Source organism: Bradyrhizobium sp. Leo78 (assembly GCF_059512425.1).
In genome coordinates this window covers 282,495-308,155 of sequence record NZ_JCAMOT010000002.1, presented here as the reverse complement: position 1 = coordinate 308,155, position 25,661 = coordinate 282,495, and the positions used below count along the sequence as shown (strand labels likewise).

Genomic DNA, 25,661 nt, shown 5'->3' with positions numbered 1-25,661 from the left:
GTAGGTCCCGGAGCCCGCGTTCCCGTAATGTTCTTGCGCTTGGCGCTGCCTTCGGCTACCCTCGATTGTGGCAAGGGGGCAGCATGGTTCAACGCGTTTCCACCGTCGCTTTCGAGGGGATCGAGGCTCGCGCGGTCGACGTGCAGGTGCAGGTCGCGCCGGGATTGCCGGCTTTTGCGATCGTGGGCCTGCCGGACAAGGCGGTTTCCGAAGCGCGGGAGCGGGTTCGCTCGGCACTGATCGCCTCAGGCCTCGCTTTGCCGGCGCGGCGGATCATCGTCAATCTGGCGCCCGCCGACCTGCCCAAGGAAGGCAGCCATTACGACCTGCCGATCGCGCTCGGGCTGATGGCGGCGATCGGGGCCATCCCGCCGGATGCGCTCAACGGCTTTACCGTGCTGGGCGAGCTCGGGCTGGACGGCTCGATCGCGGCGGTCGCAGGCGTATTGCCGGCGGCGATCGGCGCCAATTCGCGCGACGAGGGGCTGATCTGCCCGGCGGCCTGCGGCTCGGAGGCGGCGTGGGCGAGCCCGGACATCCAGATCATCGCCGCACACTCGCTGATCCAGATCGCCAATCACTTCAAGGGCACGCAGGTACTGTCGCGCCCACAGCCGAAGGTGCATGAGCAGAAGGAGACGCTGCTCGACCTCCGCGACATCAAGGGCCAGGAAAGCGCCAAGCGGGCGCTCGAGATCGCGGCGGCGGGCGGGCATCACCTCCTGATGATGGGCTCGCCCGGCGCCGGCAAATCGATGCTGGCAGCGCGGCTGCCCTCGATCCTGCCGCCGCTGTCGCCGTCCGAACTGCTGGAAGTCTCGATGATCGCCTCGGTGGCCGGCGAGATCCGCGACGGCGCCTTGACCGCGCGGCGGCCGTTCCGCAGCCCGCATCATTCCGCCAGCATGGCGGCGCTCACCGGCGGCGGCATGCGCGCCAAGCCCGGCGAGATTTCGCTCGCGCATCAGGGCGTGCTCTTCCTCGACGAACTGCCGGAATTCGATCCGCGCGTACTGGATTCGCTGCGGCAGCCGCTGGAGACCGGCGAGGTTTCGGTTTCGCGCGCCAACCATCGCGTCACCTATCCGGCGCGCTTCATGCTGGTGGCGGCAATGAATCCGTGCCGCTGCGGTCATGCCTATGAGCCCGGCTATGCCTGCAAGCGCGGGCCCATCGACCGCTGCACCGCCGATTACCAGATGCGCATCTCTGGTCCGCTGATGGATCGCATCGATCTACGGATCGAGGTGCCGGCAGTGACCGCCGCCGACCTGATCCTGCCGCCGCCTTCTGAAGGATCGGCGGAAGTGGCGGCGCGGGTTGCTGCCGCGCGCGACATCCAGCTTGCGCGCTATGCCGCCGCCGGCATGCCCAACGTCCGCACCAACGCCGAGGCACCGTCATCGCTGCTTGAGACCATCGCCCAGCCGGACGCGCAGGGGCAAAAACTGTTGCGTGATGCAGCCGAGACCATGCGCCTCACCGCGCGCGGCTATCACCGCGTGCTGCGCGTCGCGCGCACTCTCGCCGATCTCGATGGCACGGAGAAGATCGGCCGATTGCACCTCGCGGAAGCGCTGTCCTACCGCGCGCTGGCCGACGATATCAGGCGCGCGGCGTAGAGCGCGTCCAGCAGTTTCGCGTCAACGCGACGGTAACCAGTTCTCTTTACACTCCGCCAACCATAAGTCCGCGCAATTCTAGCCGGCTGCGGTTGAGTGAGTGGTGTCATGTTGCGTTTGAAGATTCTGGCCTCGGTCGTGCCGCTGGCCGCGTTCGCGCTTGTTGCCCGCGGTGAATTGCTGCCGGGCTCGCACCCCTGCATCGAGGCCGGCGGTGCCACCATCCAGATCGCATCGCTCCCCTGGCTCGCCCAGCTCCATGTCAGCTTCACGGACGATCCGGCTGCCGCCACCGTGCGGGTCCAGATCTCCGATAGCGCGGAAGCCGCCGATTTCACCGTCATCGATGATGTCGATGATAGCGAGCCCGGCGCCTGCGAGAGCAGCGGCGTCCCACAACTGGTCGCGATCTCGGCCAATCCTACCGCAACCGATCCCGTGATCTATCTTTCGCAGGACGGCCCGGCCGATTACCGGATCTTCGTTCATTCAAAGAGCTTCTCGGTGCGAGATGCCGCGGCGCTGATCGTCGGCGCGCATGGTGGGCACCGCCGACTGCAGGCCGCTTCGCTGTAGCAACGATCGTTAACGCATTATCAACCCTGTTCGCATCGCGGGCCGGAACGCGACGCCGTCTCAAGCACTTTGCAAGGTCGCCGACGCATCGTCGACCCAACATGCGAGGTGGCCCAAGCTGCCAGCCTCCAAAGCAGGTGATCAGGGGATCGGCGATGACGTGGACCTATCGGCTGAAGCTCCGCCTGCTTCGGTTCGGGCGGCGTCACGCCTGGATCGTCTTCACCCTCCGCGCCTTCGTCGTGTTCGCCGCGGTCTTCACCGGTGGCTATGCATTGCTCATTGGCGCGGTTTCCGACCGTGACCCACGTTCCATCGCTGTGGGTGTCAGCTTGCTCTTCGCGCTCACATGCGTGGTGCTGGTCGTACTGAATGTCCGGTTGCGGCTGATGCGCGGCAAGCTGCGCATGATCGCCGAGCATAACGAGGCGCTCGCCGACCGCAATTGGGAACTGCAGGAAGCGGAGCAACGTGCCCGCAGCCTGTTCGAATCGCAAAGCGACCTGATCGTGCTGCGCGACGCCGATGGCATGATCACCTTCGTCAACGACGCCTATTGCGACCTCGCAGGAAAAACGCGCGGTGAACTGATCGGCAGCCATTTCGCCTTCGAGGTACTGGAACAGGGCAACACTGCGCTGGAGCCAAGCGGCACCCGCGTCTACGACCAGAAGATCGCGCACCGCTCCGGGCCGCGCTGGATCGCCTGGCGCGAGGGCCTCGTCCGCACCGATGCAGGACGGCCTGCGGAGATGCAAAGCGTCGGGCGTGACGTGACCGACCGCACCGAAAGCGAGCGCGCGCTCGCTGACGCGCGCGATCAGGCCGATGCGGCCAACCGCGCCAAGTCGCGCTTCCTCGCAATGGCGAGCCACGAGATCCGCACCCCGCTGAACGGCATCATCGGCATGAGCGGCCTGTTGATGGATACGCCGCTGACGCCGGAGCAGATGACCTACGCCAAGGCGGTGAAGACCTCCGGCGACGCGCTGCTGTCGCTGATCGAAGAACTGCTGGACTATTCCAAGATCGAAGCCGGCAAGATCGATCTCGAAGAGGGCCCGTTCGCGCTTTCGAAACTGATCGAGGACATCACCGAACTGCTGGCGCCAAGGGCGGAAGCCAAAGGAATCGAGATCGCCGCCTATATCGATGAGCGGTTGCCGATGGAGGTGATCGGAGACGCGGCCCGGCTGCGCCAGGTGCTGCTCAACCTCGCCGGCAACGCCATCAAGTTCACCGCGACCGGCGGCGTCGCCCTCGTCGTCGAGCCCGGCATCCGGCCGAATGAGATCAGCTTCCTGGTGCGCGACACCGGCATCGGCATTGCACCGGAAGCGCAGCAACGCATCTTCCGCGAGTTCGAGCAGGCCGATGAAGGCATTGCGCGCAGCTATGGCGGCACGGGACTGGGCCTCAGCATCAGCGACCGCATCATCAAGCGCATGGGCGGCCGCATCGCGCTTGCAAGCACGCCGGGCGCGGGCTCGACCTTCGAAGTTTCGATCCCACTCGCCGCTTCCGACGGCAACACCGCGCCCGTGTTCAGCCCGCCTGACCTTGCGGGACGATCGATCATGCTGGTCGCGCCGCAAGGCATCGAAGCCTCGCTGATATCGCGCCGCTTGCAGCGCTGGGGCGCACAGACCTGCATGGTGTCAGATACCACGGTGGCGGAGGCCTTGCTGCCCGAACGTTCATGGCACGCCGTGCTGATCGACCATGCGCTGGGAGCGGCCGAGATCAGCCGCATCAGTGAAGTGGCGCGGCTGCATGCGACGCAGCGGATCGTGATGTTCACGCCGGCGACCCGGCAGGAGCTGCGGCGGTCCGCCGACGCGCCGTTCACCGGCTATCTGGTCAAGCCGCTGCGCGCCGTCTCGCTCGCCGCTCGTCTGACTGCCACGCCCGAGGTCGCGTCGCCGAGCGTCGTCGCGGAGCCCGTTGTGGAGCCGATAGGGGACAGTTCAACGCAGGCCTCACTGTCCGATAAGAAGCTATCGATCCTGGTTGCCGAGGACAATGAGATCAACGCGCTCCTGATGCGCTCGCTGCTGACGCGTCTCGGCCACCAGGTGGTGATGACCACCAATGGCGAAGAGGCGCTTCAATCCTGGTCATCGGCGAAATCCACAGGGGCGCCATACGACCTCGTGCTGATGGACGTGCAGATGCCGCAGCTCAACGGCATCGAGACCACCAAACGCATCCGGCAACTCGAAGCCAACCAGTCCGGCCGAGCAACGCCAATCCTCGCGCTGACAGCCAATACGCTGGCTGAGGATCGCTCCGCCTGCTTCGAAGCCGGCATGGACGGCTTTCTGATCAAGCCGCTCGATCGCGAGAAGCTGGAGGAGGCGCTCGCGGGATTGGCCGCATCACGGCATCTGGCGGCATAGCCACCGCTGCTCCCGCCGTCATTGCGAGCGAAGCGAAGCAATCCATCGCACCACACATGCGGAGGCATGGATTGCTTCGCTTCGCTCGCAATGACGATGCCGGGCGACAGCGAATTATAACCGCCGCAGTGCGACTGTTTCCACCACGTGGTCGGCGCCCTTCTTCAGGATCAGCGTCGCACGCGGACGGGTCGGCAGGATGTTGTCCTCGAGATTGGCGCGGTTGGTGCGTTCCCAGATCGCGATCGCGGTGGCGGTGGCCTCTTCGTCCGACAGCACGGCATAGCGGTGGAAATAGGAGCGCGGGTCGTGGAACGCGGTATCGCGCAGGGCAAGGAAACGCTTGACGTACCACTCGCGCAACACCGGCTCATCGGCATCGATATAGACAGAGAAATCGAAGAAGTCGGAAACCACCGGCACCGCCTTGCCGTCGCGCGGCAAGCGGCTCGTCTGCAGCACATTGACACCTTCGACGATCAGGATGTCGGGACGATCGATCTCGATGAATTGGTTCGGAACGATGTCGTAGGTCAGGTGCGAATAAACCGGCGCGCGCACCGGCCGCCGCCCGGCCTTGATGTCGCTCACGAACGAGAGCAGCAATTGCTGGTCGTAGCTTTCCGGAAAGCCCTTCTTCTGCATCAATCCCAGCCGCTCGAGCACGGCGTTGGGATAGAGGAAGCCGTCTGTTGTGACGAGATCGACCTTGGGCCGCGGCGACCAGCGCGCCAGCAGCGCCTGCAGCACGCGAGCCGTGGTGGACTTGCCGACCGCGACCGATCCTGCGACGCCGATGATATAGGGCATCTTGCGGTCCTGGATGCCGAGGAATTGGCGCTGCGCGTAATAGAGCCGCTGCGTGGAGTCGACATAGATCGACAGCAGCCGCGACAGCGGCAGATAGATGTCCTCGACCTCGTGGATGTCGAGCCGATCATGCATCGAGCGCAGCCGCTCGAATTCGCCTGGCTCCAGCGTCATCGGCGTATCGTCGCGCAATTTCGCCCATTGCTCGCGCGAGAAGATCCGGTACGGATTATATTGCTGGTCGGGTGCCTGAATATCCATGGCCGTGCCCTAACTGAACTATTGCTTGGGCATGATCTTTTCGGAAAACCGGTGCCCACTTTTCCGGATCATGCCCTAGATTCTTCTTTTGACGCGTTTTCTTCACGCGAACCGGTGTCCACTTCGCTCGAAAACGCTTTAGTCACGCTTGCGCGCCGCTTTCTCTTCCAAGCCGGACATGGATGTGCGCTGCGCCAGCGCCGCCTCGACGTCCTCGAGCTTCACGCCGCGGGCCTTCAGCAGCACCAGCAGGTGAAACACCAGATCGGCACTTTCGGCGATGAGATGATTGCGATCGTTCTCGATCGCGGCGATCACGGTCTCGACCGCTTCCTCGCCGAGCTTCTTGGCACAATGCTCTGCGCCCTTGTCGAGCAGCTTCTTGGTATAGGACGCCTCTCCCCCCGACGCTGCGCGGGCATCGATGATGGCGGCCAGATCGTGGACCGTGAAACGCGACATACTCAAGCACCCAGACCGGCCGGACGCCGGCAATTTCCCCCGGAGGGGACTTAGCACTTTTGTGACGGCGAGTCCTAGGGATCGAGACGCATGGGCAGCCCTGCACGCACCATGTGCTCCTTGGCTTGGCGAATGGTAAATTCGCCGAAATGGAATATCGACGCGGCCAGGACCGCGGTGGCGTGACCCTTCCTGATCCCGTCGACGAGATGGTCGAGGTTGCCGACCCCGCCGGACGCGATGACAGGTACGGGGACACTGTCAGCGATCGCCTGCGTCAGCTCAAGGTCAAAGCCCTGCCTTGTGCCGTCCCGATCCATCGACGTCAGCAGGATCTCGCCGGCGCCGAGCGAGACCACCTCCTGGGCATATTCGATCGCCTCGATGCCGGTGGGCTTGCGCCCGCCATGGGTGAAGATTTCCCAGCGGTCGGAACCGCCGGCACGATTGACCCGCTTGGCGTCGATCGCGACCACGATGCACTGCTCGCCGAACTTTTCGGCACCGTCTTTCACGAATTCGCGACGGCTGACCGCCGCGGAATTGATCGACACCTTGTCCGCACCGGAGCGCAGCAGCGTGCGGATGTCGTCGATGGTGCGGACGCCGCCGCCGACGGTGAGCGGCATGAAGCAGGCCTCGGCGGTCCGCCGTACCACGTCCAGCATGGTGCCGCGATTTTCATGGGTCGCGGTGATGTCGAGGAAGCAGAGCTCGTCGGCGCCGGCGGCGTCATAGGCGATCGCCGCCTCCACGGGGTCGCCGGCGTCGCGCAGATCGACGAAATTGACGCCCTTGACCACGCGGCCGTCCTTGACGTCGAGGCAGGGAATGACGCGGACTTTGAACATGTCGTCTCCTAAGCCGCGGCGCTGGCGCTGCGGATCAGTTTCAGCGCGGCGTCGGGATCGAGCCGGCCGTCATAGAGCGCGCGGCCAACAATGGCGCCGGCGAGCTTCTTGGCGCGTGGCTCCAGCAATGCCTTCACATCATCGATCGAAGCAAAGCCGCCGGACGCGATCACGGGGATCGAGATGCTCTCGGCAAGGGCGATCGTAGCCTCGAGGTTGAGGCCCTTCAAAAGACCGTCGCGGGCGATGTCGGTGAAGATGATCGCGGCAACGCCGGCATCCTCGAAACGCCGGGCGATCTCGAGCGCCGTCACCTCAGAGGTCTCCGCCCAGCCCTGAACCGCGACCTTGCCGTCGCGCGCGTCGAGGCCGACGGCGACGCGGCCGGGATACTTCTTCGCGGCGCCCCTGACGAGCTCGGGGTCACGTACCGCCGCGGTGCCGATGATGACGCGCGCCACGCCCTTGTCCAGCCAGGCTTCCACCGTCTTGAGATCGCGAATGCCGCCGCCAAGCTGCACCGGCATCGTCACCGCCTTCAGCATCGCTTCGACGGCGTGCGCATTCATCGGCTTGCCGGCGAAGGCCCCGTCGAGATCGACGACATGCAGATATTCGAATCCCTGCGCGGCGAAGGCACGCGCCTGCGCCGCCGGATCGAGATTGAACACGGTGGCGCGCGCCATGTCGCCCTGCTCCAGGCGCACGCACTGTCCGTTCTTGAGGTCTATGGCAGGAAAGAGGATCACGGCTTCCACTTCAGGAAATTCGAGATCAGCGCCAGCCCGAAGCGCTGGCTCTTCTCGGGGTGAAACTGTGTGCCGATCGCGGTGTCTTTTGCAACGACGGCTGTGACCGGCCCGCCGTAATCGGCGCGCGCCAGCACGTCCTGCTCATTGGCCGCGTTAAGGTGATAGGAGTGCACGAAGTAAGCGTGGCGGCCGTCCGGCCCCAGCGGCAACCGCTCCAGCACGGGATGCTCGCGCAGCACTTCGAGCGTGTTCCAGCCCATGTGCGGAATCTTCAGGTTCTCCTCGCGGGGCTGGATCTTCTCGACGTCGCCGGCGACCCAGTTGAAGCCGTCGGTCGTCACATGCTCCTTGCCGCGCGTCGCCATCAACTGCATGCCGACGCAGATGCCGAAGAACGGCCGCGCCTTGACCCGCACAGCTTCGGTCAAGGCCTCGAGCATGCCGTCGAGCGCATCGAGGCCTTTGCGGCAATCGGCGAAGGCGCCGACGCCCGGCAGCACGATGCGGTCGGCGCGGAACACCGCATCGGGATCGCGCGTCACCATGATCTTCTGCGGATCTTCCATGCTGCGCGCGGCGCGCTCGAACGCTTTCGCCGCGGAGTGCAGGTTGCCCGAGCCATAATCGATGATGGCAACCGTCATCGCGATCCTCCCGGCTCTGGAAACAACCCGATAATGCCGCCCTGCGGCAGCGGCGGCGGCTTGGAGAACGGCTGGCCCGGGGTGTTCCGCGTCGGCGGCGGGCCACCGCGGTCGACCGACCATTGGTCGTTGACGACGCCGCGATGCGCCGCGGTCCAGCGATCGAAAAAACGGCGCTCGGCGGATTCCTCGTCGTCGGCCACGACGATGTCGAGCTGGCGCCATCGGCCGCGCGACAACGTCCAGCGCTTCAGGCTTGCCGCCTCAAATCCCAAGAGCAGCGCCAGCACGACATCGACGGCCAGGATCGTGCCGCGGCCGATGCCGAGCTTTGCCAGGCCGTAATCAATCGCCGTCATCAACACGACCCAGCCGATCAGCGCCAGCCACAGCCGGTGCCAGGCCAGCCAGATCACGCTCGCAACCGCCGCCCAGAAATGAAAGCCGTCGCGCACGAAAGTGAACCTGTCAGTCGCCGCAAGATCGGCATTGTTCCCTACGGGGGCATGCACTGTGTAGACCGGCATCAAAACTCTCCGCCGCGAAGTTTTGGTTTGGCATGATCTCCGCGCAAACGCTTCGCGTTTGTCGCGAGGGAAAGCCGGGACCGAGTTTTCCGGGCCGTGCCCGGGAAATCAGCCGCCGAGCTTGCCCTTGGTGGAGGGCACTTCGCCCGCGGCCTGCGGATCGATCGCGACCGCCGCGCGAAGCGCTCTCGCAAGACCCTTGAAACAGGATTCGGCGATATGATGGCTGTTCTCGCCATATAGGGTCTCGACGTGCAAAGTCACGCCGGCGTTCATCGCAAACGCATTGAACCATTCGCGCACCAGCTCGGTGTCGAACTCGCCGATCTTGTCGCGGGGGAAGGCGACCTTGAACACCAGCACCGGACGGCCCGAAATGTCGATCACCACGCGCGACAGCGTCTCGTCCATCGGCATGTGGATCGAGGCATAGCGGGTGATGCCGGCCATGTTGCCGAGCGCCTGTTTCACTGCCTGTCCGAGCGCAATCCCGACATCCTCGGTGGTGTGGTGGTAATCGACGTGGAGATCGCCCTCGGCCCTGACCGTGATATCGATGCGCGAATGCCGCGCCAGGAGGTCGAGCATATGGTCAAAGAAGCCGATCCCAGTCGAAACCTGGGACACACCCGACCCGTCGAGGTTGACCGCCACCTCGATGTCGGTCTCCTTGGTCTTGCGCTTGATCGTCGCCGTGCGCATGAAAATTGAGCTTTCCCGTGCCGAAAACGGGCGTCTTTTAACAGGCCGATGACCCCTTCGCTACTGCGGGATGACACCAAAAACGGCCAAGTTGCGGCCATGGTGACCAAACCGGCCTCAAATGACCCGATTGTAAGCCACTGGCCGACCGCCTAAATCTGCTCGGACAATGAGGTACCCCATGCAAGCATCCCCAAACGAGCCGACCGTCTGGCACGGCACCACGATCGTCACCGTCCGCAAGGGCGGCAAGGTGGTGATCGGCGGCGACGGACAGGTCTCGATCGGCCAGACCGTGATCAAGGCCAATGCCAAGAAAGTGCGCAGGATCGGCAAGGGCGACGTGATCGGCGGCTTTGCCGGCGCCACCGCCGATGCCTTCACGCTGTTCGAGCGGCTGGAAAGCAAGCTCGAGCAATATCCGGGACAATTGACCCGGGCGGCTGTGGAGCTGGCCAAGGACTGGCGGACCGACCGCTATCTGCGGCGGCTGGAGGCGATGATGATCGTAGCCGACAAGGACGTCTCGCTCGTCCTCACCGGAACCGGCGACGTGCTGGAGCCGGAAGCCGGCGTCATGGCGATCGGCTCGGGCGGCAATTACGCATTGGCCGCGGCGCGCGCCTTGATCGACAGCGACAAGGATGCCGAGGCGATCGTGCGCCGCTCGCTCGATATCGCAGCCGACATCTGCGTCTATACCAACCGGAACGTGACGATCGAGACGCTGGGCGGCTGAAGCATGATCCGGAAAAGTGGGAACCGGTTTTCCTCGCGACAAGCGCGAAGCGTTTGCGCGGAGATCATGCTCGGACAAAGAAATGAGATCATGATCCGATTCAACCCAACCGGATCATGATCTCATGGGACTCTACACCTTCCGGGAAATGACGACGGCCGACCTTGCGCTGATCGAGCGCTGGCTGGCGCTACCGCATGTCCGGGAATGGTGGGGCGATCCATCCGAGCAATATGCGCTGGTGAGTGGCGATCTCGATGAGCCGGCAATGGACCAGTTCATCATCTCCGCCGATGGCAACGATTTCGCTTACCTGCAGTGCTACGCGCTGACGGCCTGGAATGAAGGCTTCGGAGCACATCCCGAAGGCACGCGCGGCATCGATCTCTTCATCGGCGAGCCCGACATGATCGGGCGCGGACACGGCTCGGCATTAATCCGCCGCTTCGTCATCGAGCGGTTGGGGCAGGGCGCGCCGCGCATCGTCACCGATCCCGATCCGAACAATGCTCGCGCCGTGCGCGCCTATGAAAAAGCCGGATTTGAGAAAGTCCGCATGATCCACACGCCCGACGGCCCGGCGCTCCTGATGGTCTGTGACGCATGACCGCAGATTACGAACTCGACATGATTTCCAGCCCGACGGCGATCTAACCTCAGCTTGCTCTCACAGCCTTGAACCCCTAGCTAGGTGACATGACCGACTTCTCCCCCCGCGAAATCGTTTCCGAACTCGACCGTTTCATCGTCGGCCAGACCGACGCCAAGCGTGCGGTCTCCATTGCCTTGCGTAACCGCTGGCGGCGACTGCAGCTTTCCGGTTCCCTGCGCGAGGAAGTGCTGCCGAAGAACATCCTGATGATCGGGCCGACCGGCGTCGGCAAGACGGAAATAGCGCGACGACTGGCAAAGCTTGCCGGCGCGCCGTTCCTCAAGGTCGAAGCCACCAAATTCACCGAGGTCGGTTATGTCGGCCGCGATGTCGAGCAGATCGTGCGCGATCTCGTCGAGGTCGCGATTGCGCTGATCCGGGAGCGCAAGCGGAAGGACGTGCAGGCGCGGGCGCAACTTGCCGCCGAGGAGCGCGTGCTGGACGCCCTGGTCGGACCGGGCTCGAGCCCGGCGACGCGCGAATCCTTCCGCAAGAAATTGCGCGCCGGCGAATTGAACGACAAGGAGATCGAGATCGAGACGCAGTCCTCCGGCGGCTTCCCGATGTTCGAGATTCCGGGCATGCCGGGCGCGCAGATGGGCGCGATTTCAATCGGCGACATCTTCGGCAAGATGGGTGGCCGCACCAAGACCCGGCGTCTGACGGTGGCGGGCTCGCACGAAATCCTCGTCAATGAGGAATCCGACAAGCTGCTCGACACCGACCAACTGGTGCAGGAAGCGATCAATGCGGTCGAGAACAACGGCATCGTGTTCCTCGACGAGATCGACAAGATCTGCGTGCGCGAAAATCGCGCCGGCGGCGACGTCTCGCGCGAAGGCGTGCAGCGCGACCTGCTGCCGCTGATCGAGGGCACCACTGTTACAACCAAGCACGGGCCGGTGAAGACCGATCACATCCTGTTCATCGCCTCCGGCGCATTCCATATCGCAAAACCCTCTGACCTGCTGCCGGAGCTGCAGGGGCGCCTGCCGATCCGCGTCGAATTGCAGGCGCTGACGCGCGACGACATGCGCCGCATCCTGACCGAGCCTGAGGCGTCGCTGATCAAGCAATATGTCGCGCTGATGCAGACCGAAGGCGTGAAACTCGAGATTACCGACTCCGCGATCGACGAGCTCGCCGACGTCGCCGTGGCCGTCAACTCCACCGTCGAGAATATCGGCGCGCGGCGGCTGCAGACGGTGATGGAGCGGGTGCTGGACGAAATCTCCTTCACCGCGCCCGATCGCCACGGCGACACCATCACGGTCGATGCCGATTATGTGCGCAAGCATGTCGGCGACCTCGCCAAGAACGCCGATTTGAGCCGGTTCATTTTGTAAGCCATCAATCCGTAGCCCGGATGGAGCGCAGCTCGATCCGCGGCGGAAACTGTCCCGGGTTGCGCTTCGCTTCACCCGGCCTACGGATTGTAGCGACTAGACCCTCGCGCGCCGCACGCGCACGTAGAGCGCGCCCTCGCCGCCGTGGCCGATGTGGGCTTCCTCGAAACCGACGACGAGCGCGCGGAATTCGGGCAGGCTCAGCCATTGCGGCACCTGGCGGCGCAGCACGCCACGCTCGGAATCGCCGCCGCCGGCTTTGCCCTTGCCGGTGATGACGAGCACGAAAGTCAGCCCGTCGCTGTGCGCGCGTTGCAAGAACGTGAGCAGCACGCGATGCGCGCGCGTCTGCGTCATGCCGTGCAGGTCGAGCCGGGCGTCGATCTCCTTCTTGCCGCGCGACAGTTGCGCGCGCTCGCGGCGGCCAATCGGTGCCAGTGGCGGCGGCGTCTGCGGACGCGGCACCGGTGCTGATTTGACTGGGATCGGTTTCGCGGGCGCTGCAGTTTTGGCGGCGGCCTTGGTCTCCGCTTCGGGTCCAGCATGCGTCTTCACAGCGGGTTGGCGTTTGCGCAGCGGCTTGACCTGCTTCGCGACGCTTTCCCACAGCGCACGCTCTTCTTCGCTGAGCGCGCGCCTTCGCCGCGGCGGCGCCGGATCTGCAATCGGAACGGGACGCTTCATCTGTAGGTGCGGTAATGGCGGTAGTGCCGATGACGCCGCGGCTCATCAGTCTTGATGGCGGGCCGCGGCTCCGGCATCGGCACCGCGCTGGTCGACGCGGATGCATCCGCGGGCTTCGCCGCGCTCTTTTCCTTCTGCGGATCAGCTTGCGGAAACAGCTTTGCGATCTTTTCCGACGGCCGCTCATCCGGCACCGGCATTTTGCGCCCGCGGGCGACGGGATCGAGGCTCCTCGGCACCAGCATCACGAAGCGCATATTGTGCCGCAGCCGGCCCGACACTTTTCCGGCATCGGCTCCGGCACCGAAATAAAGGTCTGCGCGGGCCGGGCCGACGATCGCCGAGCCGGTATCCTGCGCGATCATCAGGCGGCGGAACGGCGTCTTCGATTGCTCTGACTCGATCGGCAATTCGCCTTCGATGAAGAACGGCGTGCCATAGACGTGCAGCGCCTTGTCGACCGCGATCGAACGGCCGGGCGTCAGCGGCACGCCCTGCGCGCCGACTGCCTCGTCCTTGTCGGAGAGCTGCACCTCGCGGAAGAAGACATAGGAGCGGTTCTGCCGCCGCAATTCCTTGGCTCCGTCAGGGTTCTGCGCCATCCAGTCCCTGATCTTCTGCATCGACATCTGCTCTTTCGGGATGATGCCGCGGTCGATCAGGATGCGGCCCACTGGCGTGTAGGGATAGCCGTTGTGGGCATCATAGTTGATGCGCAATGTCGAGCCGTCCTCGAAGCGCACCCGCGCCGAGCCCTGGATCTGCGCGAATAGCAAATCGGTCTGCTCCTTGAGCCAGCAGATCTCGAGGCCGCGGCCGGCGATCGCACCGTCCTCGATCTCGGCGCGATCATAGTAGGGCACGAGCTTGCGGCGGCCGATCTTGCGGAATACCTGGCCCTTGTTCGGCAGGCCGCTCGAACTCTGCTTGGCGCCACGGACGAACAGGTTCGACGGCCGGCGGTAGACCGGCACGTTGTAGACGTCGGTCTGGGTCCGCGACCCATCCAGCACCGGCTCGTAATAGCCGGTGACGAAACCCTCGTCCTCGCCGAGCCGCGAGATGCGCAAGGGCAGGAAATGCTCCTCGAAGAAGGCTTTCGCCTTGGCTTCGTCGGTGAGCTCCGGCCCCTTGGCGATGCGGCAGGGATCGCGCAACGAGGTGCCGAGCGCCTTCGATTCCGAGGGCAGCCCGTGCTCGGCGGCGATCGGCCGGCAGCTCGCGCGAAAGGCCTTATAGGCCGCAAGGTGATCGTCATCGCTCCAGCCCGGCATGTCGGTCCAGGCCAGCGGTTCATACTGGCTGCTGCTGATCTGCAGCGGCAACTCCAGGTTCGGATAGGGGAGGTGACGGGTGTGCTGGACGGCCGAATGCCTGGTCGCCTTCGCTGGCGACCTTGGGCGCGCCTCTAGCGCGGCCGTCGAGCATAGAAGAGCGATTGCGCAGCACGCGGCCGTGAGACGCGCAAGGCGAAGCCGATCAGTGGGCGCTTCCAGTGCCAACCAGTTTCCAGTTCGGATCGCGCGACGCCGTATCGCGGGCGAATGTCCAGACATCGGTGATATCGGCGACCTTTTCCGGGTTGCCGTCGACGATGGTACCGGCCTTGTCGCGGGTGACGGAAATCATCTGCGACACAAAGCGGACCGTGACCTGTGCCGCACGGTCGCGTGCTTCCGCGCTGACAATCTCGGCCTTGTCGATCGAGACGAAGCGGGTTTCGGTCTTCTGCTCGTGCTTCTCGCGATCCTTGATCGCGGCATCGAAGCTGTCATAGACCTCACTCGACAGCAGGTCGCGCAAGGCGCGGCGATCGCCGTTGGCAAAGGCCAGCACGATCATCTCGTAGGCGCTTCGCGCACCCGAGATGAAATGGCGTGGATCGAACGAGGAGTCCTGGGCGACAATGGCGTCCAGCCCCTGCGCCAGCGCCGTACCGGGTTCCGCAATTCCCTTCCAGCGGTCGGACGGCGGCGTCACGTCCTTGCTCGGCAGCGGAGGCGGCTGGTCGATCACCGAGCCCGGCATCGGGACGACATTATTGTCCCGCTGCAGCACATTCGGGGCCGCACGGTCATAGGGGGGCCGCTCGCTGCCGGTGCGCTGTCCGAGGACACTCCGCAGGCGCAGGAAAATGAAGACGGCCAGCGCCAGGAAAATGATGGTGTAGATATCCACGTCGTGTTCGCTTTCTGATCTGCACCGGCAACGGTCCGCCCCCAGCGGGCGTTCCGCTCAGGAAACGGCGGAGATTACCTCGCCAATTGAGTCCGCAGCATGTAGGCACGAAACTCCGCTCGGCCAATGGCGCGTTTTGGCGCGGCCATTCTAGCGCGTTTTGGCCGCGAGGGGAAATCCGATGATGCCTGGAAATCACGCATCTTCAAATATTTAGGGCGCAAATGGTGCCGCCTTTCAGCCGCGATTGACGATCTCGGCGCCAAATCGGCGAAGGTTTGGCAATCAAGGACTGTCGCCTTGTGGTGCAGTGTGGGGCTATGATAGCCACTCGCCCGGCACCAGCATTTCCAAAACCTTAACTGCGGCTTCGGACGTCAGACCGTCTCCGATCGCCAGTGCTCAGGAGAGCTTCCCATGACCAACGGCAACGGCGCACCCCCCGAGCAGGCCCCGCCCCAGCTCAACGTGCTGGCGCAATACACCAAGGATCTCTCGTTCGAGAACCCGAACGCGCCGGCCTCGCTCGGGCCGCAGGAGCAGCAACCGGCGATCAATATCCAGATCAATGTTTCGGCCAGGAATCTCGCCGAGAGCGAATATGAAGTGACGCTGTCGGTCGAAGGCAAGGCCGAGAGTGCCGGCAAGGTGATGTTCAGCTTCGATCTGCAATATGCCGGCGTGTTCCGGATCCTGAATGTGCCGCAGGAGAACCTGCACCCGCTGGTGATGATCGAATGCCCGCGGCTGCTGTTCCCGTTTGCGCGCGAGATCATCGCCACCGCCGTGCGCGATGGCGGCTTCCCGCCCTTGATGCTGGATCCCGTCGATTTCGTCGGCCTGTACCGCCAGAACATGGAGCGGCAGGCAGCGACACAAGCCGCCCCGGCACCCGGCGTGAAACCGAGCTGATCTTAAGGAATCTACGCGGCGGCTTCGGCCGCCGCCGGCAGGTACTCGTTCCAGATCGGCTTGTCGCCGAGGGTCGCGATGAAGGCGCGGTGTGCCTCGCGCTCCGCGTCGGTCACCCGCGGCGCCAGCGGAATCTCGCGCTGCCGCCGCGGCATATCGCCATGGCCGACCTGGGTGATCTCGGCTTCCGAGGCCAGGATGAGCTGCGATTGCCGCGCCCCGATCAGGTCGACATAGACCTCCGCCAGCAACTCGGCATCGAGCAACGCGCCGTGCTTGGTGCGGCGGGAATTATCGATCGAATAGCGCGAGCAGAGATCGTCGAGCCGATTCGACACGCCCGGATGTTTCCGGCGTGCCAGGAGCAGGGTGTCGACCAGCCGATCCTTGGCGATCACCGGCCGCTTGATTCGATCGAGTTCGGCATTGATGAAGCTGATGTCGAACGAGGCGTTATGGATCACCAGCGGAGTGTCGGCGATGAACGCCAGGAATTCGTCGACAACTTCGGTGAACACCGGCTTGCTGGCCAGGAATTCGGTCGAGAGGCCGTGAACGGCGAAAGCCTCGGCCGGCATGTCCCGCTCGGGATTGATGTAGACGTGGTAGGTTTGCCCGGTCGGCATGCGGTTGAAGATTTCGACGCAACCGATCTCGACCAGCCGATCGCCGCGCAGCGGATCAAGGCCGGTGGTTTCGGTATCGAGAACGATTTCGCGCATGGATTTTTAGGACCGCAGAATACCAGGCGAATCAGATTCGCCGCTTCGGCATCTTAACGACCTCAGCCAGAATGTCCTTGATTTGCGCGCGCACGGGATCAAGGCCATGTGAGGTATCCACCACGAAATCCGCCCGCTTGCGTTTCTCGGCATCGGGCAATTGTCGCGCCAGAATCGCATCGAGTTTCTCGTCGTCCATCGTGCCCCGTGCCAGCACGCGCTCGCGCTGTATTTCCGGCGAGGTCGTCACGACGACCACCGCATCGACCCGTTTCTCTCCGCCGGTCTCGAACAGCAGCGGCACGTCGACGACCACGACGGGCGCGCCGGAGGCTTCCGCATCCGCAAAGAATTTCTGCCGGGACGCGCCGAGCATCGGGTGGACGATCTGCTCCAGCTGCTTCATCGCCGCTGGATCGTGGACCACGCGCGCGGAGAGCTTTGCACGATCCACCTTGCCATCAGCGGTGGTGCCGGGGAAGGCAGCTTCGATCGCCGGCACCGCTTCGCCTTCGTAGAGTTGGTGCACGGTCGCGTCGGCGTCATAGACGGGGACGCCAGCTTCCGCGAACAGTTTCGCGGTGGTGGATTTCCCCATCCCGATCGAGCCGGTCAGTCCCAGGATCAGCATCTTTCAGTCATCACTCGGAAACATGTCAGATTGCCAGCAAATTCTCGCTGCGCAGGAAGGCTAACAGCGACAATAGCGGCAAGCCGAGGATGGTGAAATGGTCACCGTCGATGCGCTCGAACAGATGTACCCCGAGGCTTTCGAGCTGATAGGCGCCAACGCTGGTGGTCACGGCCTCGCCGGCCTGGCCCAGATAGGCGGTGATCTCGTCCTCGCGAAGCGGGCGCATCGACATGCGTGCCACGCTGGTGTCGGCAAACAGTATTTTGCCGTCTTGGGCGACGGCAACGGCGGAATGCAGTTCGTGAACCCGACCCGCGAGCGCACGCAATTGTTCGGCCGCCTGATCGCGGCCAGCGGGTTTGGTGAACAATCGATCGCCGAGCGCCAGGGTCTGGTCGGCGCCGACGACGAATCGTCCCGGCCGCGCGGAGGAAACGAACAAGGCCTTTTCGCGCGCCAGCAGCAACGCGATTTCCGCCGGCGCCGAAAGGCCCGAATTTTCCTGGATCGCCCGTTCGTCGATATCCGCCGGCATCGCCTCGAACGCGATCCCCGCATTGGCCAGCAGCATTTTTCGCGCACGGCTCTGGGAGGCGAGAATCAGCGGACTTTTTCCGCGCCAGATCGTCATCGCCACCGAATCACTCCAGCGGCCGTTGCCGCTGGCGGTCATTATAGAGCTTCATCACCGCTGCGGCCGTCTCCTCGATCGAACGTCGCGTGACGTCCAGCAGCGCCCAGTTGAACTTTGCGCTCAGGCGGCGCGCGAACGCGACTTCATCGGTAACCGCCTGCCTGTCGATGTATTCGTCATTGCCGGACGCCGCGCCCATGCTCAAGAGCCGGTTTTGCCGAACCTGGATCAGGCGCTCCGGCGTCGCATGGAGGCTCACTACCAGCGGTTTCTTCAGGTGCTCCAGTTGATGCGGCAGCGGAATGCCGGGTACGAGCGGGACATTTGCGGTGCGGATGCCGCGGTTGGCGAGATAGATCGACGTCGGCGTCTTCGAGGTGCGGGACACCCCGACCAGAACGACATCAGCCTCCTCCAGGCCTTCGACATGCTGGCCGTCGTCATGCATCATCGTGTAGTTCAGCGCATCGATGCGCTTGAAATATTCCGCGTTCAGCACGTGCTGCGCGCCGACCCGACCCGAAGTGGCCGCACCCAGATACGCCTCGAACAACTGCATCACCGGCCCAATGATCGACAGGCTCGGAATGTTGATCTCCCTGCATTTGGCTTCCAGCCGGCTGACGAGATCTTTCTCGAGCAACGTGAACAGCACGATGCCGGGCGATTCCTCGATTTCATCGAGCACGCGGTCGAGCTGCTTCTGGCTGCGCACCAGCGGATAGACGTGTTCGACCGGTGAGACATTGGCGTATTGCGCGGCCACCGCGCGCGCCACCGTGATCAGCGTCTCGCCGGTTGAGTCCGACACCAGATGCAGGTGAAAGTAATTGCCTGATGTAGGCACCAGAACCTCTGTCTATCCTGTGAATCCCTGTGGAGGTTGCCTACAACTTTTCAGCTGAGATCGCCGCCTTAGGGATATCTAAACCTTTTCTTCACAGCGCCTCCTGCGAGGACAAGTCCGCCGTGCCGGTGGGATGATAGTGAGAATATGTGAATTTGTCTCTTGATAAGCTGGTCAAGGAACGCCGCAAGCGCTTGAGGCCTTGGGCGATATTCCGTTGCGCGACAGTGCGGGCCGAATTGTTGAGCGGTGTGAACAAGCACCCGAGAAGGGCGGGATCGCGTTGTGTGAGTCAAATTCACGGTCACTTAGACTCAAACCTAAGATTCTAAAATTAATTGGTTTTAAGAGAGCGGTGCTTGCGGATATGTATCCGTAACCTCGCTGGCGGGCCTTCTTTTGAAACGGCGAGGCTGCCCGAGATGTTCCAGGAGCACGGCGATCACGATGTATGAGTGGATCAAGGCGCTGCACATCATTGCGGTCATCTCCTGGATGGCCGGCATGCTCTATCTGCCACGGCTGTTCGTCTATCACTGCGAGGCCGAGAAAGGCTCCAAGCAGTCCGAGACCTTCAAGGTCATGGAACGGCGCCTTCTGAGGGCGATCATCAATCCGGCCATGATCGTCACCTGGCTCGCCGGCCTCTATCTGGCCTGGACTGGTCACTGGTTCAGCTCCGGCTGGCTGCATGGCAAGCTCTTGCTGGTGCTCGTGCTCTCCGGCGTCCACGGATTTTTTGCCCGCTGGATGAAGGATTTTGCCGCCGACCGGAATACCCGAAGCCAGAAATTTTATCGGATTATCAACGAGGTGCCGACTGTCCTGATGATCGGCATCGTCATTCTTGTGGTGGTCAAGCCGTTCTAGAGGAGCCGTTTGCCCAGGAATCAGGCTTCAGTCCTTCTTGCGGAGCGCAAAGCGATTTTCTATATTTGTCCCAATCCCACCCCACGCAGGCGGATGTGATCGCGTTCCGGTTCCATCAACGGCCGGCCGCCACATCAGGTTTGAAGCCCCACCGGCGCTTTCCTTGCTTAGACCTGCGGACCTTCATTTTTGCGTCCGCTTTTTCTCAAAGCCACCTCGCAAGACCCTTCTCAAAAAATGCTCCACAGGACCACCCCCATGCGGGAAATCAAACTTCAAGACCTCAAGTCCAAGACGCCGGCCGAGCTTGTCTCGTTCGCCGAGGAAAATGGGGTCGAAAACGCCAGCACCATGCGCAAGCAGGAGCTGATGTTCGCCATCCTCAAACAGCTCGCGATCCAGGAAACCGACATTATCGGTGAAGGTGTCGTCGAGGTGTTGTCGGACGGTTTCGGCTTCCTCCGTTCGCCCGATGCCAATTATCTGCCGGGCCCTGACGACATCTACGTTTCGCCCTCGCAGATCCGCCGCTTCGGCCTGCGCACCGGCGATACGATCGAAGGCCACATCCGCAGCCCGAAAGAGGGCGAGCGCTATTTTGCGTTGCTGAAGGTCAATTCGCTCAATTTCGAGGACCCTGAGAAGTCCAAGCACAAGGTCAATTTCGACAACCTGACGCCGCTGTTTCCCAATCAGCGGTTTCGGATGGAAATCGATGACCCCACGCGAAAAGACCTTTCTGCGAGGGTGATCGACATCGTTGCGCCGATCGGCAAGGGCCAGCGCGCCTTGATCGTGGCGCCGCCGCGCACGGGTAAGACCGTGCTGATGCAGAACATCGCGCATTCGATCACGCACAATCATCCCGAATGCTATCTGATCGTGCTTCTGATCGACGAGCGTCCGGAAGAAGTCACCGACATGCAGCGCTCGGTGAAAGGTGAGGTGGTGTCCTCGACCTTCGACGAACCGGCCGTGCGTCACGTCCAGGTGGCCGAGATGGTGATCGAGAAGGCCAAGCGCTTGGTCGAGCATGGCCGCGACGTGGTTATCCTGCTCGACTCGATCACGCGCCTGGGCCGCGCCTACAACACGGTGGTGCCGTCATCCGGCAAGGTGCTGACCGGCGGTGTCGACGCCAACGCGCTGCAGCGACCGAAGCGCTTCTTCGGTGCCGCCCGCAACATCGAGGAGGGCGGCTCGCTCACCATCATCGCCACCGCACTGGTCGATACCGGCAGCCGCATGGACGAAGTGATCTTCGAAGAGTTCAAGGGAACCGGTAACTCCGAATTGATCCTCGACCGCAAGGTCTCCGACAAGCGGACCTTCCCGGCGATCGACATCTCGCGCTCCGGTACGCGCAAGGAAGAGCTGATCACCGATCCGCAGCTCCTGAAGAAGATGTACGTGCTGCGCCGGATCCTCAATCCGATGGGCACGATGGACGCCATCGACTTCCTGCTCGACAAGCTCCGGAACACCAAGAGCAACTCCGAGTTCTTCGATTCGATGAACACGTAAGCGCCGGACGACAGGTCCGCTTATGTTGCGGTGCAATATATCTGGTTATGCTGCGGTATAGCTGCAGCATAACCGCATGGTTCAGAATTCCGTCATCTAAGTATTTGATTATTATTATACTTCTTCAATTCGCGGATCTGCCGATGATGGGGCGCCGCCGATCTCGTAGCAAATTGCTGCACAATTGCTGCAGCAAGATTGGCTGATTGTTGCGATGCAGCTTAGGCGCGAACGATGAGATGCGCGAATTGTGCGTTGCCTTCCCGGCCGTTCGCTAACAAATAGGCGATGCATCCGCGAGACCAGACCATCTTTGCGCTTTCCTCGGGGCGACCGCCAAGTGCGATCGCCATCGTCCGGGTGTCGGGGCCGCAAGCTGGTCCGGCATTGGTGAAGTTGGCCGGCAAGATTCCATCGGCGCGGATGGCGAGCAGAACGCTGCTGAAGGATGCCACCGGCCAGCCGATCGACGATGCGGTGGTCCTCTGGTTCCCAGCGCCCGCGAGTGCCACGGGCGAGGACGTCGCCGAATTTCATGTCCATGGTGGGCGGGCCGTGCTCGGCGCGGTGTTCAATGCGCTCGCTGGCGTTGATGACGTTCGGCCTGCCGAGGCCGGCGAATTCACCCGCCGCGCCTTCGAGAACGGCAAGCTCGATCTGACCGAGGCCGAGGGCCTCGACGACCTCATTCATGCCGACACCGATCGGCAGCGCCGCCAGGCGCTGCGCCAGTTGAAGGGCCTGCTCGGCGATCGCGCCCGCGACTGGCGCGCTGAGATCATCGAAGCATCGGCTCTGATCGAGGCTGGTATTGATTTTTCCGACGAGGGCGACGTTCCGGCGGAACTGATCGCGCCGGCGCTCACGAAGGTCAAAGCGCTGCTGACCGAAATTCAGCAGGTGCTGGCGGCCCAGGCGCAGAGCGAACGACTTCGCGACGGTTTGGTGGTCGCAATCGCGGGTCCGCCTAATGTCGGCAAGTCGACGCTGATCAACCAGCTTGCGCGGCGCGACGTCGCGATAGTCTCGCCGCACGCTGGCACGACGCGCGACATCATTGAAGTGCAGCTCGATCTCGACGGCTACCCGGTGACGGTGATCGACACCGCCGGAATCCGAGAGACCGACGATCCGATCGAGCAGGAGGGGGTGCGCCGCGCCCGTGCCCGCGCCGAAGAAGCCGACCTGGTTTTGTGGCTCACCGATAGGACGAGCGCGGCAGCTTCAAACGACGGGTCCGCGCCGGTCTGGTTGGTACGTAACAAGATCGATCTGGATGCTTCGGCGTCGGAGCTACAAGGATCGGAACTACCGTGCGCCACGTTCAGGATCTCTGCTCGGAGCGGGGAAGGGATCCCGGAACTGATCGCGGCCCTTGTCGGCTTTGCACACGACTGCTTCGGATCTGGCGAGGGCGGTCTGATTACCCGGACGCGGCAGCGCAAGCTTTTGCGAGAGACGGCCGAATCGTTGCGGCGGGCGATAGATGTGGTCGGGGCAGGCGAAGAACTTGCCGCGGAGGAACTCCGGGCGGCCGCCTATAGTCTCGGACGGCTTCTCGGCCGCGTGGATGTCGAGGACATCCTCGACGTGATCTTTCGGGAATTCTGCGTCGGGAAGTAGGTCGCTGGATCAGTAGGCCACTGAGTCAGGGAAGCCGATCCGGGAAACGACACCATACTCGCTTCTCAGGTCCCGCAAATCATAAACGAGTCTCCCTGGTTATCCATTGTGCTGCCGAACCGTTGGCGGCCGATCGCTCCTCGCAGATGCTGGAGAACGGCCAACAGGGCGCACGGAACTTCCACCGGACAGGCCTTCCGGATTCCATCCGCTGGTCTACAAGGCCGCTATCGGGCTCGTCGCAATTCTTCGTTCTGGCGGCCTGGATATCGTTTGATTGTCAGAACGATACGAACTTCCTCTCGCAATCCGTCAATCTGTTCCTGCTGGTGGCCGTGATGCTGCCTTATCTGCTGTGGCGGACTTGGCACCATCAACGACTGCCACCTTCACTGACGGCTAACAGCGGCTTCCGTAAGTGGACCAATGAATCGGTCGAGGTCTGGCAGAGCCGGCTTAAGGGCTCGGACGCCGCAATCGATCCGACCGCGCAGCACCGGCGCCGCGCTTCTCGACGTGAATTCTCCACCTTCGCCCTGTGCCGGCACTGTTTCACGTGAAACACCCGGCGCGGGGGTCGGTGGAACACAGGACCGCACCCTGTTTCATGTGAAACACCGGATCAGGCTCGTTGAAACTTGTCTTTCGACTTTCACCGCTCCGCGCTAGAAGTTTGCGCATGTCTACCCAATCGCTTTCATTCGACGTCATCGTCATCGGTGGCGGCCATGCCGGCTGCGAGGCCGCCAGTGCGGCTGCCCGGATGGGCGCGAAGACCGCGCTGGTGACGCATCGTTTTTCGACCATCGGCGCGATGTCCTGCAATCCCGCGATTGGAGGGCTCGGCAAGGGTCATCTGGTCCGCGAAGTTGACGCTCTCGACGGCCTGATGGGCCGGGTCGCGGATGCCGGCGGCATTCAGTTTCGGGTGCTGAACCGCCGCAAGGGTCCTGCCGTCCGTGGGCCGCGCGCTCAGGCCGACCGCAAGCTCTATGCCGCTGCGATGCAGGCCGCGATCCTTGAGACCGTCAACCTGACCGTGGTCGAGGGCGAGGCGGATGATCTCCTGACCTCCAATGGCCGCATCAATGGAATTCGCCTCGGAGACGGGCGGATGCTCTCTGCCGGCGCCGTTGTGATCACGACCGGCACCTTCCTGCGCGGTTTGATCCATCTCGGCGAGAAGAATTGGCCCGCCGGCCGGGTCGGTGAGGCTCCGGCCATGGGGCTTTCAGCTTCGTTCGAGCGTCTGGGCTTTACGCTTGGCCGGTTGAAGACCGGGACGCCTCCGCGCCTGGATGGCACCACGATCGACTGGTCTGCAGTCGAGATGCAGCCAGGCGATGATCCACCTGAGCCGTTCTCCATCATGACGGGCCGGATCACGACGCCCCAGATCCAGTGCGGGATCACTCGGACCACGCCCAAGACGCATGAGGTAATCCGGGCCAATGTGCATCGTTCGCCGATGTATTCCGGTCAGATCAAGAGCACTGGGCCGCGCTATTGCCCCTCGATTGAAGACAAGATCGTCCGCTTCGGGGATCGCGATGGCCACCAGATCTTTCTGGAGCCCGAAGGCATCGACGACGATACGGTCTACCCCAACGGCATCTCGACCTCACTTCCGGAAGAGGTCCAGCTCGCGATCCTCGCCTCCATCCCCGGCCTTGAGCGGGTCAAGATGGTCCGGCCGGGTTACGCGATCGAGTACGACCATGTCGACCCGCGCGAGCTTGATCCGACGCTTGAGACCAAGCGATTGCCCGGACTGTTTCTCGCTGGCCAGATCAACGGCACGACCGGATACGAGGAAGCAGCCGGGCAGGGGATCGTCGCTGGCCTGAACGCGGCACTCGCTGCCGGCGGCACTGATCCAATCGTGTTCGACCGCGCCGACGGCTATCTCGGCGTGATGATCGATGACCTGGTCACGCGTGGGATCACCGAGCCCTATCGCATGTTCACCTCGCGGGCCGAATACCGGCTGACGCTGCGGGCCGACAATGCCGACCAGCGGTTGACGGATAAGGGGATTGCGTTGGGGTGCGTCGGCGAAGCCCGCTCCAAGCGCCACACCGCAAAGATGGCGGCGCTGAATGCCGCCAAGGCGCTGGCCAGGTCGCTTTCGATTACGCCCAACGAGGCCATAAGACACGGGCTGGCGCTGAACCGCGATGGCGTCCGCCGCTCCGTCTTTGAACTGCTGTCGTACCCCGAAGTGGAGTGGTCGACGCTCCGAGGCATCTGGCCGGAGCTGTCGGTCATCGATCCATCGACTGCCGTGCACCTGGAGATCGACGCGAAGTACGATGTCTATCTCAAGCGCCAGATCGCCGATGTCGATGCCTTCCGCCGCGACGAGGGACTCGTCTTGACCGGCGTCGACTATGACGACGTACCCGGCCTCTCCAACGAGGCGCGCGCCAAGCTGAAGGCTGCGCTGCCGCGGACCGTGGGTCAGGCAGGGCGGATCGACGGGATGACTCCGGCGGCGCTGGGCATTCTGGCTGCCTATCTGCGCCGTGAGGCACGGCGGAAGAAGGCGACGGCGACCGCGTAAGCGTTTCACGTGAAACGGCGCGCCACGGTCATTGTGAGCGCAGCGAAGCAATCCATTCATCCGAGCACGACGGCGCCAATGGATTGCTTCGCTGCGCTCGCAATGACAACCTGGCTTCCGACTGACA

The 25,661-nt window shown here is 63.3% G+C and carries 26 protein-coding genes; 12 read left to right on the top strand and 14 right to left on the bottom strand.

The window, feature by feature from the left end:
* Positions 1-83 precede the first annotated feature (83 nt).
* From AC5ZG1_RS03900 to AC5ZG1_RS03890, 3 genes are all read left to right on the top strand, one after another.
* On the top strand, positions 84-1,622 hold the full coding sequence (locus AC5ZG1_RS03900; protein ID WP_130225519.1) for a YifB family Mg chelatase-like AAA ATPase: 1,539 nt from the start codon (positions 84-86) through the stop codon (positions 1,620-1,622).
* A gap of 108 nt (positions 1,623-1,730) precedes the next feature.
* Entirely contained in the window at positions 1,731-2,198 is a 468-nt protein-coding gene (locus tag AC5ZG1_RS03895) for a hypothetical protein (RefSeq protein WP_456646339.1), read from the top strand.
* A gap of 155 nt (positions 2,199-2,353) precedes the next feature.
* Positions 2,354-4,597: a PAS domain-containing hybrid sensor histidine kinase/response regulator gene (locus AC5ZG1_RS03890; RefSeq protein WP_496132021.1), complete on the top strand. Its 2,244-nt coding sequence runs from the start codon at positions 2,354-2,356 to the stop codon at positions 4,595-4,597.
* 114 nt (positions 4,598-4,711) lie between these two features.
* On the opposite strand, the gene coaA is transcribed toward AC5ZG1_RS03890, so the two are convergent.
* From coaA to hisB, 7 genes are all read right to left on the bottom strand, one after another.
* Positions 4,712-5,668, bottom strand: coding sequence for a type I pantothenate kinase (coaA, locus tag AC5ZG1_RS03885; RefSeq protein ID WP_028164789.1), 957 nt, complete (start codon positions 5,666-5,668; stop codon positions 4,712-4,714).
* A gap of 138 nt (positions 5,669-5,806) precedes the next feature.
* Positions 5,807-6,130, bottom strand: a complete 324-nt coding sequence (locus tag AC5ZG1_RS03880; RefSeq protein WP_130225516.1) for a phosphoribosyl-ATP diphosphatase — start codon at positions 6,128-6,130, stop codon at positions 5,807-5,809.
* 74 nt (positions 6,131-6,204) lie between these two features.
* On the bottom strand, positions 6,205-6,981 hold the full coding sequence (gene hisF, locus AC5ZG1_RS03875) for an imidazole glycerol phosphate synthase subunit HisF (protein ID WP_496132020.1): 777 nt from the start codon (positions 6,979-6,981) through the stop codon (positions 6,205-6,207).
* Between the two features lie 8 nt (positions 6,982-6,989).
* Positions 6,990-7,730 carry a 1-(5-phosphoribosyl)-5-[(5-phosphoribosylamino)methylideneamino]imidazole-4-carboxamide isomerase gene (gene hisA / locus AC5ZG1_RS03870; RefSeq protein ID WP_496132019.1) on the bottom strand — a complete coding sequence of 247 codons (741 nt, stop codon included), beginning with the start codon at positions 7,728-7,730 and terminating at the stop codon, positions 6,990-6,992.
* A complete protein-coding gene (hisH, locus tag AC5ZG1_RS03865) occupies positions 7,727-8,377 on the bottom strand; it encodes an imidazole glycerol phosphate synthase subunit HisH (protein ID WP_028164785.1) in 651 nt (216 codons plus the stop codon). Before hisH ends, hisA begins: the two co-directional genes overlap by 4 nt.
* On the bottom strand, positions 8,374-8,904 hold the full coding sequence (locus AC5ZG1_RS03860; protein WP_496132018.1) for a DUF2628 domain-containing protein: 531 nt from the start codon (positions 8,902-8,904) through the stop codon (positions 8,374-8,376). Before AC5ZG1_RS03860 ends, hisH begins: the two co-directional genes overlap by 4 nt.
* 108 nt (positions 8,905-9,012) lie before the next feature.
* On the bottom strand, positions 9,013-9,606 hold the full coding sequence (gene hisB, locus AC5ZG1_RS03855) for an imidazoleglycerol-phosphate dehydratase HisB (protein WP_130225513.1): 594 nt from the start codon (positions 9,604-9,606) through the stop codon (positions 9,013-9,015).
* 181 nt (positions 9,607-9,787) lie between these two features.
* Here hisB and hslV point away from each other — a divergent pair, with 181 nt between their 5' ends.
* The 3 genes from hslV (at position 9,788) to hslU (ending at position 12,343) form a co-directional block, all read left to right on the top strand.
* On the top strand, positions 9,788-10,345 hold the full coding sequence (gene hslV / locus AC5ZG1_RS03850) for an ATP-dependent protease subunit HslV (protein ID WP_027581383.1): 558 nt from the start codon (positions 9,788-9,790) through the stop codon (positions 10,343-10,345).
* 124 nt (positions 10,346-10,469) lie between these two features.
* Positions 10,470-10,952, top strand: coding sequence for a GNAT family N-acetyltransferase (locus AC5ZG1_RS03845; RefSeq protein WP_130225512.1), 483 nt, complete (start codon positions 10,470-10,472; stop codon positions 10,950-10,952).
* Between the two features lie 89 nt (positions 10,953-11,041).
* Positions 11,042-12,343, top strand: coding sequence for an ATP-dependent protease ATPase subunit HslU (hslU, locus tag AC5ZG1_RS03840; RefSeq protein WP_028164781.1), 1,302 nt, complete (start codon positions 11,042-11,044; stop codon positions 12,341-12,343).
* A 96-nt stretch (positions 12,344-12,439) separates the two neighbouring features.
* Here the strand turns inward: hslU and AC5ZG1_RS03835 are convergent, their stop codons facing one another.
* From AC5ZG1_RS03835 to AC5ZG1_RS03825, 3 genes are read right to left on the bottom strand one after another with little or no spacing between them, the layout of a single operon-like run.
* Positions 12,440-13,027 carry a Smr/MutS family protein gene (locus AC5ZG1_RS03835; RefSeq protein ID WP_496132017.1) on the bottom strand — a complete coding sequence of 196 codons (588 nt, stop codon included), beginning with the start codon at positions 13,025-13,027 and terminating at the stop codon, positions 12,440-12,442.
* The gene (gene mltA / locus AC5ZG1_RS03830; protein ID WP_496132016.1) at positions 13,024-14,583 is read right to left on the bottom strand and encodes a murein transglycosylase A; all 1,560 of its coding nucleotides are present in this window, start codon (positions 14,581-14,583) and stop codon (positions 13,024-13,026) included. The genes AC5ZG1_RS03835 and mltA overlap by 4 nt, the downstream gene beginning before the upstream one ends.
* Positions 14,507-15,205: a Tim44/TimA family putative adaptor protein gene (locus AC5ZG1_RS03825; RefSeq protein WP_028164778.1), complete on the bottom strand. Its 699-nt coding sequence runs from the start codon at positions 15,203-15,205 to the stop codon at positions 14,507-14,509. The genes mltA and AC5ZG1_RS03825 overlap by 77 nt, the downstream gene beginning before the upstream one ends.
* A 417-nt stretch (positions 15,206-15,622) precedes the next feature.
* Between AC5ZG1_RS03825 and secB the strand changes: the two genes are divergently transcribed.
* Positions 15,623-16,117 (top strand): protein-export chaperone SecB, encoded by a 495-nt coding sequence (gene secB / locus AC5ZG1_RS03820; RefSeq protein ID WP_028164777.1) that lies wholly within the window; start codon positions 15,623-15,625, stop codon positions 16,115-16,117.
* An 11-nt stretch (positions 16,118-16,128) separates the two neighbouring features.
* On the opposite strand, the gene dnaQ is transcribed toward secB, so the two are convergent.
* From dnaQ to AC5ZG1_RS03800, 4 genes are read right to left on the bottom strand one after another with little or no spacing between them, the layout of a single operon-like run.
* On the bottom strand, positions 16,129-16,839 hold the full coding sequence (dnaQ, locus tag AC5ZG1_RS03815; protein WP_028164776.1) for a DNA polymerase III subunit epsilon: 711 nt from the start codon (positions 16,837-16,839) through the stop codon (positions 16,129-16,131).
* 31 nt (positions 16,840-16,870) lie between these two features.
* Positions 16,871-17,470, bottom strand: a complete 600-nt coding sequence (gene coaE / locus AC5ZG1_RS03810) for a dephospho-CoA kinase (RefSeq protein ID WP_130225508.1) — start codon at positions 17,468-17,470, stop codon at positions 16,871-16,873.
* Positions 17,471-17,495: 25 nt separating this feature from the next.
* The gene (locus AC5ZG1_RS03805) at positions 17,496-18,104 is read right to left on the bottom strand and encodes a Maf family protein (RefSeq protein ID WP_496132091.1); all 609 of its coding nucleotides are present in this window, start codon (positions 18,102-18,104) and stop codon (positions 17,496-17,498) included.
* A 10-nt stretch (positions 18,105-18,114) separates the two neighbouring features.
* Positions 18,115-18,954 carry a pyruvate, water dikinase regulatory protein gene (locus AC5ZG1_RS03800; protein ID WP_130225507.1) on the bottom strand — a complete coding sequence of 280 codons (840 nt, stop codon included), beginning with the start codon at positions 18,952-18,954 and terminating at the stop codon, positions 18,115-18,117.
* Positions 18,955-19,401: 447 nt separating this feature from the next.
* On the opposite strand from AC5ZG1_RS03800, the gene hemJ reads away from it, so the two are divergent.
* The 5 genes from hemJ (at position 19,402) to mnmG (ending at position 25,534) form a co-directional block, all read left to right on the top strand.
* A complete protein-coding gene (gene hemJ / locus AC5ZG1_RS03795; RefSeq protein WP_130225506.1) occupies positions 19,402-19,824 on the top strand; it encodes a protoporphyrinogen oxidase HemJ in 423 nt (140 codons plus the stop codon).
* A gap of 258 nt (positions 19,825-20,082) precedes the next feature.
* Entirely contained in the window at positions 20,083-21,348 is a 1,266-nt protein-coding gene (gene rho, locus AC5ZG1_RS03790; RefSeq protein ID WP_130225505.1) for a transcription termination factor Rho, read from the top strand.
* Between the two features lie 288 nt (positions 21,349-21,636).
* Positions 21,637-22,971: a tRNA uridine-5-carboxymethylaminomethyl(34) synthesis GTPase MnmE gene (mnmE, locus tag AC5ZG1_RS03785; RefSeq protein WP_496132015.1), complete on the top strand. Its 1,335-nt coding sequence runs from the start codon at positions 21,637-21,639 to the stop codon at positions 22,969-22,971.
* A gap of 146 nt (positions 22,972-23,117) precedes the next feature.
* On the top strand, positions 23,118-23,531 hold the full coding sequence (locus AC5ZG1_RS03780; RefSeq protein WP_496132014.1) for a hypothetical protein: 414 nt from the start codon (positions 23,118-23,120) through the stop codon (positions 23,529-23,531).
* 119 nt (positions 23,532-23,650) lie between these two features.
* Positions 23,651-25,534 carry a tRNA uridine-5-carboxymethylaminomethyl(34) synthesis enzyme MnmG gene (mnmG, locus tag AC5ZG1_RS03775; RefSeq protein WP_496132013.1) on the top strand — a complete coding sequence of 628 codons (1,884 nt, stop codon included), beginning with the start codon at positions 23,651-23,653 and terminating at the stop codon, positions 25,532-25,534.
* The last annotated feature ends 127 nt before the right edge of the window (positions 25,535-25,661 follow it).